Origin of the sequence: Parageobacillus caldoxylosilyticus (assembly GCF_019272935.1) — a bacterium.
Lineage (GTDB): Bacteria > Bacillota > Bacilli > Bacillales > Anoxybacillaceae > Saccharococcus > Saccharococcus caldoxylosilyticus.
Window position 1 is genome coordinate 3,149,219 of the sequence record NZ_CP040553.1, and the last position, 13,011, is coordinate 3,162,229.

Annotated in this window: 15 protein-coding genes and 1 pseudogene; 13 read left to right on the forward strand and 3 right to left on the reverse strand. The window is 43.1% G+C overall.

All coding sequences use genetic code 11. The features are described 5' to 3' along the window. Nucleotides 1-13 precede the first annotated feature (13 nt). The 3 genes from BV455_RS16250 (at nt 14) to BV455_RS16260 (ending at nt 3,371) form a co-directional block, all read left to right on the forward strand. Nucleotides 14-1,474, forward strand: coding sequence for a sodium/proline symporter (locus tag BV455_RS16250; RefSeq protein WP_017436064.1), 1,461 nt, complete (start codon nt 14-16; stop codon nt 1,472-1,474). A 281-nt stretch (nt 1,475-1,755) separates the two neighbouring features. Next, complete coding sequence (locus tag BV455_RS16255; protein WP_235605628.1) at nt 1,756-2,046, forward strand: GNAT family N-acetyltransferase; 291 nt, start codon at nt 1,756-1,758, stop codon at nt 2,044-2,046. A 446-nt stretch (nt 2,047-2,492) separates the two neighbouring features. Continuing rightward, nucleotides 2,493-3,371: a 5'-3' exonuclease gene (locus BV455_RS16260; RefSeq protein ID WP_218687409.1), complete on the forward strand. Its 879-nt coding sequence runs from the start codon at nt 2,493-2,495 to the stop codon at nt 3,369-3,371. 85 nt (nt 3,372-3,456) lie between these two features. On the opposite strand, the gene BV455_RS16265 is transcribed toward BV455_RS16260, so the two are convergent. Next, a complete protein-coding gene (locus BV455_RS16265; RefSeq protein ID WP_190977369.1) occupies nt 3,457-3,630 on the reverse strand; it encodes a hypothetical protein in 174 nt (57 codons plus the stop codon). Between the two features lie 216 nt (nt 3,631-3,846). Here BV455_RS16265 and BV455_RS16270 point away from each other — a divergent pair, with 216 nt between their 5' ends. Next, a complete protein-coding gene (locus tag BV455_RS16270) occupies nt 3,847-4,356 on the forward strand; it encodes a DoxX family protein (RefSeq protein ID WP_017436060.1) in 510 nt (169 codons plus the stop codon). Between the two features lie 78 nt (nt 4,357-4,434). On the opposite strand, the pseudogene BV455_RS16275 reads toward BV455_RS16270, so the two are convergent. Next, nucleotides 4,435-4,807: pseudogene (locus BV455_RS16275) on the reverse strand (ImmA/IrrE family metallo-endopeptidase); the annotation flags it as partial. Between the two features lie 160 nt (nt 4,808-4,967). Here BV455_RS16275 and BV455_RS16280 point away from each other — a divergent pair. Next, on the forward strand, nt 4,968-5,480 hold the full coding sequence (locus tag BV455_RS16280; protein WP_017436059.1) for a DUF3231 family protein: 513 nt from the start codon (nt 4,968-4,970) through the stop codon (nt 5,478-5,480). A gap of 431 nt (nt 5,481-5,911) precedes the next feature. Next, entirely contained in the window at nt 5,912-6,163 is a 252-nt protein-coding gene (locus BV455_RS16285) for a WGxxGxxG family protein (RefSeq protein WP_017436058.1), read from the forward strand. 207 nt (nt 6,164-6,370) lie between these two features. Here the strand turns inward: BV455_RS16285 and BV455_RS16290 are convergent, their stop codons facing one another. Next, a complete protein-coding gene (locus tag BV455_RS16290; protein ID WP_017436057.1) occupies nt 6,371-6,556 on the reverse strand; it encodes a hypothetical protein in 186 nt (61 codons plus the stop codon). Between the two features lie 515 nt (nt 6,557-7,071). On the opposite strand from BV455_RS16290, the gene BV455_RS16295 reads away from it, so the two are divergent. The 7 genes from BV455_RS16295 (at nt 7,072) to BV455_RS16325 (ending at nt 12,921) form a co-directional block, all read left to right on the forward strand. Further along, nucleotides 7,072-7,206 carry a YjcZ family sporulation protein gene (locus tag BV455_RS16295; RefSeq protein WP_017436055.1) on the forward strand — a complete coding sequence of 45 codons (135 nt, stop codon included), beginning with the start codon at nt 7,072-7,074 and terminating at the stop codon, nt 7,204-7,206. Between the two features lie 54 nt (nt 7,207-7,260). Beyond that, on the forward strand, nt 7,261-7,344 hold the full coding sequence (locus BV455_RS16300; protein WP_071532941.1) for a YjcZ family sporulation protein: 84 nt from the start codon (nt 7,261-7,263) through the stop codon (nt 7,342-7,344). A 292-nt stretch (nt 7,345-7,636) separates the two neighbouring features. After that, the gene (locus BV455_RS16305) at nt 7,637-7,837 is read left to right on the forward strand and encodes a hypothetical protein (RefSeq protein ID WP_017435058.1); all 201 of its coding nucleotides are present in this window, start codon (nt 7,637-7,639) and stop codon (nt 7,835-7,837) included. 210 nt (nt 7,838-8,047) lie between these two features. Next, nucleotides 8,048-8,233, forward strand: coding sequence for a hypothetical protein (locus BV455_RS16310; RefSeq protein WP_017436054.1), 186 nt, complete (start codon nt 8,048-8,050; stop codon nt 8,231-8,233). 240 nt (nt 8,234-8,473) lie between these two features. Next, on the forward strand, nt 8,474-9,022 hold the full coding sequence (locus tag BV455_RS16315) for a GNAT family N-acetyltransferase (RefSeq protein ID WP_218687410.1): 549 nt from the start codon (nt 8,474-8,476) through the stop codon (nt 9,020-9,022). A 688-nt stretch (nt 9,023-9,710) separates the two neighbouring features. Next, nucleotides 9,711-11,372 carry a class I adenylate-forming enzyme family protein gene (locus BV455_RS16320; protein WP_218687411.1) on the forward strand — a complete coding sequence of 554 codons (1,662 nt, stop codon included), beginning with the start codon at nt 9,711-9,713 and terminating at the stop codon, nt 11,370-11,372. 1 nt (nt 11,373) lies between these two features. After that, the gene (locus BV455_RS16325; protein ID WP_218687412.1) at nt 11,374-12,921 is read left to right on the forward strand and encodes an acyl-CoA carboxylase subunit beta; all 1,548 of its coding nucleotides are present in this window, start codon (nt 11,374-11,376) and stop codon (nt 12,919-12,921) included. The last annotated feature ends 90 nt before the right edge of the window (nt 12,922-13,011 follow it).

The following is a 13,011-nucleotide window of genomic DNA, read 5'->3' on the forward strand; positions in this document are numbered from 1 at the left end:
GGAGTGGGCCCCATTGCATACGATCATTATGGCCGAATTTATTCTATATTGCTTATTTATGTTAGTCATTGGTTATTTGTATAGTAAAAAAGATATTAACCATTCCGATTTTCTTTTAGGCGGGAAAAAGCTGCCAGGATGGGCTTTAGCATTTTCGGAAAGAGCTACCGGAGAGTCTGCTTGGCTGTTGCTAGGATATACGGGATTTGTGTTTGCGACCGGTCTATCGGGAATTTGGGTAGCAATCGGAATTTCGCTAGGAATTATCTTTTCATGGCTGTTTTTAGCGAAGAAGTTTATGAAAGAAGCAAATGAATATAAAGTGCTGACATTGCCGGGTTATTTAGCTAAGCGGTTTGGAGCGCACGGAAAAATAATTTTATGGATTTCTACAATTCTTATTCTTAGCTTTATGATGTTTTATTTTGGTGCACAAATTGCAGGGGCGGGAAAAACCCTTTTCACTGTTTTTCGTATTGATCCTGTGATGGGAATGATTGTCAGTACTATCATTGTGGTTATTTTATCGTATGTAGGAGGATTTATAAGTGTTGTATGGACAGACATGGTTCAAAGCTTAATTATGCTTGCGACGCTAGTAGTGCTTCCGATTGTCGCTTTGTTTCATATTTATAGCGGAGATTTATCCATCAGCCAGGCGCTGCAAGCCGCTGAGCCAGGGATTGATTCGTGGACTGGCGGAGTGACTGGATTCGCCTTAGGATTACTGCTGTTTAACAACTTTGCTTGGTTTTTTGGCTTTCTTGGCGGCCAACCGCAATTAAGCGTGCGTTTTATGGCGCTGAAAAATGACAAAGAGGCAAAAACCGCCAGCATCATGGCGATTGTATGGACGCTTTTAGCTTATAGTGGCGCGTTTTTAATCGGAATTACCGCCATTACGTTGTATCAAGGACATCACTTTGCTGATGTAGAAACGGTTTTACCGTATATGACGTTAGACCTTTTGCCGCCGTGGATTGCGGGAATATTGCTTTCTGGCATTCTCGCTGCGATCGTTTCAACAGCCGATTCCCAACTCCTCGTCGTCACCAGTTCCATTAGTGAAGATATTATTCGAAACGCGTTAGGAATGAAATTAACGGAAAAACAATTGGTGAAAATTTCAAGAATTGTTGTCATTATCGCGGGAATAGCAGGGCTAATCATTGCGTTAACCTCTGAATCGCTAGTCTATCTTGTTGTCAGCTGGGCGTGGGCGGGAGTCGGATGTACGCTGTCGCCGGCGATCATTTTGACGTTCATTTGGAAACGATATTCCGGTATTGGTGTGATTGCGACGATCATTGCCGGATTTATCAGCACGATCGTTTGGATTTCCTCACCTCTTGAGGCGATCATCAGCTCTCGTTTTACGACTTTCTTTATTGCCATGCTCGCTGGGATTATATTTAGCCTCCTTTTCCCAGATAAAGAAGAAATGCAAGAAATCCGCTGCGAAACAGCCACATAACATGAAATCAAGGCAAATCCCTCCTTCTGATTGGAATGAAGGAGGGGGGTGTTATTTGCAAGCCAGTTTTTTATCCAGCAGAATCATGATATTTCAATAAGCACGTTTGTTTTTCACGCGAAGCGGCGGTCTGTGTTTATGTGTATTTCCTAAACGATTTTTCGATTCTCAAAAAACTTAGATTCTATCTATTAGGAAGAACAAAAAGATGAAGATGGTGAGATTTAGAAGAATTAATTATAATAAGACAAGTATAAAACATGCAGAAAAGAGGTGGAAAAATGCAATATCAATTATACGAAGGCATGCCTCCGGAAGATGTGATCGAACAAATCATGAATTTGTATGAAACTATTTTTCAAACATCGTCGGAGAATATTCGCAACAAAATGCAGAAAGTGGACAGGCTGCTTGTTCTTGTCGCTTTGGATAACGGAAAAGTTGTCGGTTTTAAATTGGGATATGAACAAGGTGCAAATGAGTTTTACAGCTGCATTGGCGGGGTCGACAGCGCGTATCGCCGGCAGGGGATTGGCTCGACATTAATGACGATGCAGCACGACACTGGCTGAAAGAGCATGGCTATTCTGTTGTAACGACAACAACGAAAAATAAATGGCGGAACATGCTCATTTTAAATTTACGCCATGGATTTGATACCATCGGCACGTATACGGACGAAAAGGGAGAGCAGAAAATTATCTTGAAAAAACAGCTATAATGATTAAGCGAAACATCATTGCCGAAAAACTGTTGCGCCATCTCGATACGCTTTGTTTTATCATAGCTATTGAAGGGTACTGAAGCCTTGTTTGCCGCCCATCCATATGTTAGACCGTCATCGATCTATTCTTTCTATATATTCGCGGCCTGATTCCCGTCATGAAAAATAAGAGCACAGAGACCTTAACGTTGGCCGCCTGGCAATGCTCTCTATTGTATGTAAAAAAACTGCACGATTACCACTATTTATACGATAAAAATATTATGTTAACAAAACCGGAAGGAGAAAACAACCATGACGCAAACGAGCCAAAAGCTACTGCTTATTGACGGGATGGCGCTCTTATTTCGTTCGTTTTATGCGACCGCACTTCATGGGAATTTTATGTTCACAAGCGAAGGGGTTCCGACAAACGCGGTTTATGGATTTGTCAAGCATTTCATCGCTGCCGTCCATCATATAGAGCCAACGCATGTCGTTTGCTGCTGGGATATGGGGAGCACGACGTTTCGAACGGAAATGTTTCCGATGTATAAGGCGAACCGAGGAGAGCCGCCATTAGAGCTTATCCCGCAGTTTGAACTAGTCAAGCACGTTGTTTCCGCGTTTGATATTCCAAACATTGGCGTACTGGGAGCGGAGGCGGATGATTGCATTGGCACGCTCACCAAGCAATGGAAAGACGAAATGGACATTGCCATTTTGACAGGGGATCAAGATTTGCTGCAGCTTCTTTCCGAAACGGTAATGGTATATTTGCTGGACAAAGGGATTGGCAATTATCATATGTATACGCTCGAACGCTTTCGAAAGGAAATGGGAATCCTGCCATCACAATGGATCGATGTCAAAGCATTAATGGGTGATGCAAGCGACAATTATCCAGGGGTGCGTGGCATCGGTGAAAAAACAGCGCTAAAATTAGTGCGCCAGTACGGTTCGATTGAAGGAATCCTCGAACATCTTCCCCTTCTGACAAAGTCGCAGCGGCAAAAACTGCAAGAACATGAAGAGATGCTGCACCTTTCTAGAAAACTAGCAAAAATTTATTGCGATCTTCCGATAGCGCTGCGGATCGAAGAGGCGGAGTGGAACGTAGACAAGGAAAAAGTGGAGCAGGCTTTCCGAGCTTTAGAATTCAAAGGGCTGAACCGCTTGTTGACATATAAGTAAAGGCCAGTTTCAGACTGGCTTTTGTTTATGTGTCATCTTATGTAACCGCTGTCTTTCAGCATCCATCCACGTTTGCACCAACCGCCTAATCGCTTCCATTACCGTTTGCCGAACACTCCCTTTTTCGGTCAATGTATAATTCAATCCGCATCGGTACTTCAGGATATACGTTGCGGTCCACAAGGCCTTCTTCTAAATTCTTTTGGCTGCCGGGAAAGCAGGACGGCTTGGTTGGTATGATCGATGATCTTGGTTTCATCGTAAATATTTCCCGCTACCCTATCTTTCTATATACTTTTTTGTATATAGAAAAAAGCAGTTGTCAATAGGCGAAAAATCGTTATAGAGAATGTTGCGAATGCTGTAATAAATTTCTTAACAAATTGTGAAATGATGAGCAAAGTCATTTCAATTCCCGCAAAAAGTAGTACGATAAAAGTGTAAGGAACAATAAAAATAAAAGGGGAGCGAGGATATGGTTAAATGGCTTCGCGAACATACGAGTGCTTCCGTCATCATGGTGCTGTTCCGTTTGTATCTCGGCTATGCTTGGATCACCGCAGGATGGCATAAGATAACGGAAGGATTTGACGCATCGGGATTTTTGAAAGGGGCGCTCGCCAAAGCAGCAGGGGAACATCCAGCGGTGCAAGGCTGGTGGGCTGCGTTTATCGAACATTTCGCCCTGCCAAACGTCGGATTGTTTAACGTACTCGTGCCTTGGGGAGAATTTTTAGTCGGCATTGCACTGATTCTCGGCATTTTCACAACATTTGCTGCACTAATGGGCGCTGTCATGAACTTTGCGTTTATGTTCTCGGGAACGACGAGCACCAACCCGCAAATGGTATTGTTAACGGTGTTCATTCTGGTAGCGGGTGCGAATGCTGGCAGATATGGCCTTGACCACTGGGTTCTCCCTTACATTCGTAAGTTTACGCATAAAATGCACCGTCCGCACCGTCCAGCAATGTCACAAAGATAGTCATCATGAACCCAACTTTAACCAATGGCCGTGCACTTCTCTTTTCAGAAAGTGTGCGGCCGTTTCCCTTTTTGATGGTTAAATTTTTAGATAGACAAGTTCCTTTGGTAGGCGATGTATTTCTGCTGCATCATATATGGTCAGGCTTGGTATTGAGTCATAACGTCATCTGAAAGTAGTAATTCAACAGCAAACGTGTTGGCTTCCACTTCTAATTTTTCAACAGAGAATCGGGTTTTAGCCCTTAAAAAGGGTGTTGGATTTCGGGTGTAAAAAGGCATGTCCAAGTTCATGGGCGCATACAAAACGTTGCATCATTTCATCCAGTTGATTATGAAGATGAATGAACTGAATCCGTTTGTATGAACTATAAAGAGTATTTCCAAGTTCCGCGAATAAGATCATTTTTTGCAATTTGAAACGGATCATTGGACTTGTGTTTTTTTAATAAGTTGCTTAACTATTTCCAGCAATTTTTGTGCAAAATTACAATGTTTTTTCCAATAACACAATAAGTTTTTTTGAGAACTTTAATTTTTTTTGCATAATTGTATTTCAATCAATCCATATTATCTAAAGAAAAGATATATGATTTTGTTAGGAGGGTTATGATGGGAATTTTAAGCGGTAATCCAAAAGAAGAGCCAATGCACTATGGAGAAGTATTTGGTGTATGGTCGTATTTACTGACGGCTAAAGGATTATTATCCGGATATCAAACATTACTCAACCATACAGGTGATGAGGATTTAAAAAATTTTATTGAGGATAGTATCGAAAATGTTCTAAAACCGGAAATACAAGAAACCGAAAACTTGTTAAAAGAAAATGGAATAGCACTTCCGCCATCACCGCCAGAACGGCCAAAAGCATGTTTGGAAGATATTCCTGCCGGTGCGAGATTTACTGACCCGGAAATTGCTGCAATGCTTAGTAAAGATATTGCAGCCGGTTTAGTGGCATGCAGCACAATGATGGGGCAGTGCATCAGGGAAGACATTGCTTTAATGTATGGTCAATTTCACATGAAAAAAGCGCAATATGGCGCTAGATTGCTTAGAATGAACAAAGAAAAAGGTTGGCTAGTTCCACCGCCGCTCAATGTGAAAGGTTCGGATTGTTAACCGAAAAGCTTGCGTGCCGCAAGCTTTTACTTTTTAATGATTGTCTCTGTTATATTTCATTGTTGATTTTTAAGCCACAAAACCGGTCTTTTTGTATGTCTTATTCCACTATCGTTCTCCGTTAACCGCCGAGGCATCGCTTTGCAGCACCACAGATTATGCAAGAAATTAGTTCTTCCATGGGATTGGAATAACAAAGTAATCGTCCATCTCTACCTTTAACCCATTTGATAATAACTACTTTCCCCTTCTTTTGTGGAACGATCTATGCCTTGTGTAAAGATGGATTTCTCCTTTTCTTACGTCTGTAATCAAACGTTACTTCCTTTTTTGGATAATTTACCTCTAAATGGATGGCATTATATCTAAAGAATAATTGTTCTTTTAATGGACATATTAAAGTCAACAGCTATTAAAAGGAGGTGAAAACCGTGTTAAAAAAGATTCTCCATTCACTTTGTGCTCTATCAGTTACATTAATGCTTTGTGGGATGGCTGTTTATGCTCAAACTAACAGCATTGACATCGATAACAATACAAACAAAATAACTGATATGGCTCAAAATACGGACGTTACGGATAACAATGATGATAACGACGACGATACAGATTGGGGTTGGATCGGTTTAGTTGGCTTAGCGGGACTGTTAGGGTTAAGAAGAAGAAATGACAGAAGAGATTAGAACTAAAAAAAGACAAATTCACCTGGTTGAGTTTGTCATCAAACTAAATAAGGATCCTTTGGATCCTTTTTTCTTATGGGTAAATTTCCTGATGGTTATTTAGCAGGGCGTCACTCTGATTGGGGTGGCGTTTTTTCTTTTAAGAACTTCTTAGTGCTAGGTGCATATTAGAAACTAGACTCAGGCAAGAGCCTGAGTCCATAAAGTTTATTTGCCTACTAGGGCCATTATTCCTCTAAATATGAGGACTAATGAAAAAACAAGGATAGCTAAAATCCCAATTAAGGACGTTATTGGTTGGATACCAGCCAAAGGTGAACCGGCTAAAGGAAGTTTTATTAGTGCAAAACCAGCAAGGATGCAAGCTAAGAACAAGAACGCAAGTTTATCCATGCTCATTCCTCCTTTCATGACAATATATGTATGAGTAGGAGAAATTGTTCATGAAGAGTGAACAATGGATAATTCTAAGGCATTCCTTTTTGTATGTCTTTTGAGTGAAGGGATACAAATGAAGATGAAGGGTCTGTTGAATAAGCAACAAAAAAGGAAGTGGACACAGCTTAAACAGAAAAATGAAAAACGGACACTGAATGAGTTGTTGGATTTGATGGGCGTTCACAGAGATACGTACAAGAGAGTGCGCGGGGAGGTTAGGCGTAAATAACGCCGAGATTTGACAAGAAAATGATGTAGGAAAATGCCTCTTTTTGTCGTATTGAGCAGGACGAGGGAGGTAGGATGATTAGAAATGCAATTAAATAGTATCTATATATCTATTAGATAAATATGGAATTTACTTATCAGTTGATGAATTTATCCAAGCTAACTCTTTTTTAAGAACATACCTTAAAAGCAGGGATTGGATATTTAGCAATCCCTTCATACTCCATAGGAGGTGAAACATTATGTGTTGGGGATATGGAAGTTATGGTGGTGCAGGATATGGATATGGCGGCTACGGTGGCTTCAATTTTGCGTTGATTGTTGTATTGTTCATTTTATTAATTATTGTAGGAGCTTCTATTTGGAGCCAATATTAAGCCTAACGTTCTTACAAAAAACAAGCTGATTGCCATAAATAGGAGGTGTTATATATGAGCCGTTTTGCCTTAATTGTTGTCCTGTTTGTCTTGCTTATCATTGTAGGATGTTCTTGTACGGGTCTAGGCGGTTATTAATCCCCACAAGGCGACATTAAACATCCTCTTTCATTCCTCATTTAAACGGAATAGGTGGTTTCGTGTATTGTATGGAAAAGGAAAAGGGCAGATTGTTCATGATCTGTCCTTCTTCAAAATATCCGCTTGGACAAACATGGATGGAAAGTAAGCCTATCATCTAGTATATCGATGAACGTAAAATCACTGTATTCTCCATCTCCTATCGGGTGCCTTATTCACAAAAAATGAATGAGAATGGTCCATGAACCTCTTATTCCAAAATCTCCTGTGTAAGAAAGGAGGGGATAAAGTGGAATATTTAGGAAGATATCAGGGAGAACCGGTTGAGGTTATCGATCGTAATGGATGGGTTCATAGAGGAGTAATAGAATGGGTCGATCCAGTACGAGGAGGAATGTTTCTTCGCACTGGCTTTAGAAGAAGATTTATCCCATTTTTCTTAATCGCTGCTCTTTTTCTGTTAAGATTCGGAAGACGGCGTGTTTTCTAAAAAAACGAAAACGAAAAATCTTTGGTTCATCCTTTGGATCCGTTTTCCTCTATTCGCAAACTGAATAAATCATTAATTGATGGTTTCATCAACACCATCTTTAAAGAGCCCATAGGTTCTTTTCAGATCGCCAATTTTGTCGACAAGCTAGAACCCTGCCGTTTGGCAGGGCTTTTTTTATTTATGTGATATAGAAATAGTGAGGAGGTGATGGATTCAGTGTTCGAAATCGTTGGCAAATTGCGTTGTCCTGTTTGTTTGGAACTGGTTCAGATGGACGAAGAAGTGCTCCTCGATATCATCAACACCGTCATTCATCAGAAATGCTACTATAAATCCCCATTACCAAAATTTCCTATTATTTTGCCCTTCTTTCTCTCCAAAGGACTCACCTAAACTTAGCTTCTAAAGTTACCTTGTCCTTACAAGGCTTTTCAAATAAAGTCATTCACTTTGGCAGGAGAAAGTTGGAACTATCTCGAAGATGAGAAGATGAAAAGAATTTATGGAGAGTGTCAATTGCATGCCAATTCAAGTGCCATTTCTAATGCCAATTTCTATGAGACGAGATACCCCATCCATCACAGGACTCCTGTGGTGTTTATATGTTTATATGTGAAGAAGGGATGAGGAAAGATGAAATTGGTGGGACACAAAATCTATTTGCGATTTTTAAAGGATACAGATGTGGGTTCGTTGACAGAGATGCACCGTAGAAACCGAGAATTTTGGCAACGGTATACGCCCGATAGGACAGAGGAGTTCTATACGGAGGAATATCAGCTAAATCGAATCCAAACCAGCTTGGCGAAGATGAAAAGAGACGAGCAATACACGTTCGGCATTTTCCTCGTCGGTACTGATGAACTGATTGGCATCATTGAGTTGACTGAAGTGGTCCGTGGTCCTTTACAGACATGTTGGCTAGGCTATTATGTAGATCAATCGCACAACGGACATGGCTATACTACTGAAGCTGTGCGCCTGGTTGTTGACTATGCCTTTGAGGTTCTCAAGTTACACAGAATTGAAGCAGGAGTCATGCCACATAACATCGGGTCGATTCGAGTTTTGGAGAAGGCAGGATTCCATAAGGAGGGGCTTTCCAAGAAGAACGTGAAGATTAACGGAAGGTGGGAAGATCATTTACACTTCGCTATCGTGAATCCAAATGATTCAGAATGACCAGGACGCCCCAACTTTCCTATTGTTATAAAAATGGCTGACCCCAAAATCGGATTAGCCATTTTTGATTGGAAACTAGACTTGATTCATGTCAATTGACACTCCAAAGCCCTGGTCATTGATCATGTCAAATGACACTTCTGCACCTTAAAACGGAACCCGTTACTCGCTTTGAGTAGGCACTTTTTTATCCATATTTCGTGGATTAGTCTCTTTAATTCTTAGAAGATTGCGATGCAATATCAAATGTTAGTGAGCAATCGTTTATCGATGGAGTAATGGCGGCGTGTGAGTTCTTTGAACACGCACACGATGGTATTTTAACGGTGAAGGAGGATTGAAAAAAGGAAGGCGGAGTAAGACTCCACCTTCTTGACCACGTGACCACAATTTGACCACATATTTAATAGAAACTAATGAATTTGATTAATGGTTGATTTAATACTTGTAAAACCCTTAAAAATGAATGTTTCATAAATGTTATTTTATTGATTATGGAACATGAATCGGTTATGATATAGAAAAAATATTCAGAATATTAACTTGCACAAAGGAATGAAAAAACATGCGAGCGGTGGTGATGAGCAAATGGAAACAGGCATATGTTTAACTGAAGATTTGTAAACGCTTACTATTTTTGTTATCACAGCATACTAACCGGTTAGAATGTTAAAAGGATGGTGGGAAGATGGAGAAAACGCATTTTTACTGGCCGGACAGCTTGCCAAAACAATTGCATTATCTGCTAGGTGAAAAAACGTTATATGAATATTTGCGCCATCATGGCCTGCATCAGGCAAATGAGCCTGCTTATATTTTTTACGATCGCACGATCACGTGGGGGATGCTGCTTGATCATGTCCACCGCTTCGCTCGCTATTTGAAAGAAAAAGGCGTGGACAAAGGAAGCTATGTCGCGCTTTACATGCAAAACTGCCCACAGTACATCATTGCCCACTTTGCCATTCAGCAGCTCGGCGGCATCGTCGTTCCGCTCAATCCAATGTACCGCGAGTCAGAGCTGGCGTATTTCTTTGCCGAAGTGCCTATAGTGGGAATTGTGACTGGCGAAGAAGGATTGGCGCGCGTCAAGAACGCCGAGCAGCAAACTTCTCCGCTGTCCTTCATCGTCACTTGCCACTACAGGGATTATGCGGCTAAAGACGGCGATATTCCGCTTTGCGGGGAGCTGCTGCAGCCGAAACAACGCTGTGACGGCGCCGATGATTTTGCCTCCATCATGGATACCTGTTCTCCATATGAAGGTGCCGCATCACTAGATTTATGGAACGATGTCGGGCTGATCATTTTCACGTTCGGAACGACGGGGCGGCCAAAAGGGGCAATGCTGACGTATGGCAACGCGTTGTTTAAAACCGCCGCTTCAGCGCACGCCAATCGGCTGACGGAAAGAGAACGGCTGATGGCGCACTCGCCGCTGTGCCATATCGCCGGGATGGTGATGGGATTAAATACTCCTGTATATACGGGAAATCCATGCGTATTGTTTACACGGTTTGACCCGCTCGCGACGATAAAGGCGATCGAGAAATACCGAATTACCGCATGGTACAGCATTGCACCGATGAACGTTGCGATTTTGCAGGCGGCAGAAAGCATCTGCTGCGATTTATCGAGCTTAAAGCGCAATTTAGTGACGAGTTTTGGCTTGCAAGTGACAAAAGAATTAGCCGAGAAATGGGCGCAGGCAACAGGCGGCTGCCTGCTGTACGAAGCTGCTTATGGCTTAAGCGAAACGCATACGTGCGATACGTTTATGCCGGAGGAAAAAGTGAAATTCGGTTCGTGCGGCATTCCGACGTATGATACGGAAATCCGCATCGTCGACCCGGAAACGAAGGCGGAACTTGATCCCGGAAAATCAGGGGAAATTGTCGTCAAAAACCCTGGCGTGTTTAAAGGCTATTTCCGCCGTGAAGACGCGACGAACGAAACATTAAGAGACGGATGGGTATATACCGGAGATATTGGCTATTTGGATGAAGATGGCTATTTGTTTTTCCAAGGGCGCCTCAAAGAAATGATCAAAGTTTCCGGCTACAGTGTCTTTCCGGAAGACGTAGAAGCACTGTTGAACCAGCATCCAGCTATCAAGCAATGCGCGGTCATTGGCGTGCCTGATCCGGTCAAAGGGGAAGTACCGAAGGCGTTTGTCGTTGTCAAAGAAGAGTATGAAGGAAAGATTGGCGCGCAGGATATTATTGAATGGGCGAAAGCGCATATGGCCGCCTTCAAATACCCGCGCTATGTCGAACTGATCGAACAATTGCCAACGACGCCATCGGGAAAAGTACTGCGAAAATTATTGAGGAAAGAACAGGAGAGATAGCATGAGCGATCTTCGCCATTTAACGCAAGAGTTGCTGGCAAGAAAAGAAAGAGCGCTGCTTGGCGGCGGCATGGACAAAATCAACAGGCAGCACGAAAAAGGATTGTTGACGGCAAGAGAGCGGATTGCCATGTTGGTCGATGCAGGGACATTTGTCGAGTTTGGCCAGCTCAATACATCGGACCAAAGCGGAATGGAAGAAAAAAGCTATGGGGACGGTCTTGTCGCTGGAATCGGTAAAGTGAACGGCCGCGCTGCCGTTATTATAGCAGGGGATAAAACGGTATTGGCGGGAACGGAAGGAAATGTGCATATCCGCAAGTCAAGGAAAATGCATGAGTTTGCTGTACGCAATGGCCTGCCGATGTTTTTCCTGCATGAAGGCGGCGGACTGCGGATGCCGGATGGAATGGGATCAGACGGGATTAGCGAGAAGCTGTTTCCGCGCGAGCTGCTTACCCATCACCGTCAAGTGCCGACGATGGCGGCGATTTTAGGCGATAGCTACGGCGGCCCGACATGGACCGCGGTAAGCTGCGATTTTGTCACCCAGCTGAAAGGAACGTGCATGGCGATCGCTGGGCCGAGAATGCTTGAGCTGGCGAACGGGCAGCGGGTGACGCCGGAAGAATTAGGCGGTGTGGACGTGCATTACCAATATACGGGGCAGATTGACGCCGACGGTGAGACAGAAGAAGAGTGCATCGAACAGCTAAAAACGTTTTTCGCCTATATGCCGCAAAACGGAAACGAACGCCCGCCGATGGAAAAAACGAATGACGACCCGTACCGAATGGTGGACGAGGTATTTACGATTTTGCCAGAAAAAAGCAGCCGCGTCTATGATATGTGTAAAATGATCGCCTGTCTTGTCGATGACGGCCGGTTCTTTGAGTATCAGAAAAAGTTTGGCAAGGCTTTGATAACGGCATTGGCCCATATGAACGGACATGTCGTCGGCATCATTGCCAATCAACCAAGCCAGTACGCCGGTGCGCCGGGTCCGCAGGAATGCCAAAAGGCGACGGAATTCATTTGCCTATGCGATTCGTATCACATTCCACTAATCTTTTTGCACGATACGCCGGGTTTTCGTATCAGCACGGAAGCGGAAAAAGCGAAAATGGCGACGAAAATCATGGTTTGGAATCAGGCGCTGGCGTTGTCGACTGTTCCGAAAATCTCCATTGTCATTCGCAAAAGCATCGGCGCTGCTTACGGAAATATGTGCGGGCCGGGAATGGGGGCGGATATTGTCGTTGCTTGGCCGAGTGCGGAAATCAATTTCACCGGCCCGGAAGTCGGCATTAACGTTGTCTACGGACGTGAGCTCGAAAAAGTGGAAAACCGTAAAGAGCTGCGCCAAGAACGGTTAAAACATTGGTCGTTTGACAGCTCCCCTTATAAAGCAGCCGGTAAGCATTTCATCGATGACGTGATCCATCCGGCAGAGACGAGAAAATTTCTTTGCCAGGCGCTGGAGTTCTTGCTGACGTCGAAGCGGGAGAAAAGCGAGCGCCTGCTTGCCGCGTGGCCGACAGGATTTTAAAAGATATGATAAACGCGCATGGCCGCAGGTCAAGTGTTCAGGTGTGAGGTTTGTTTTTGATTTCCAATGTATAAACTCAACATGGCCAAA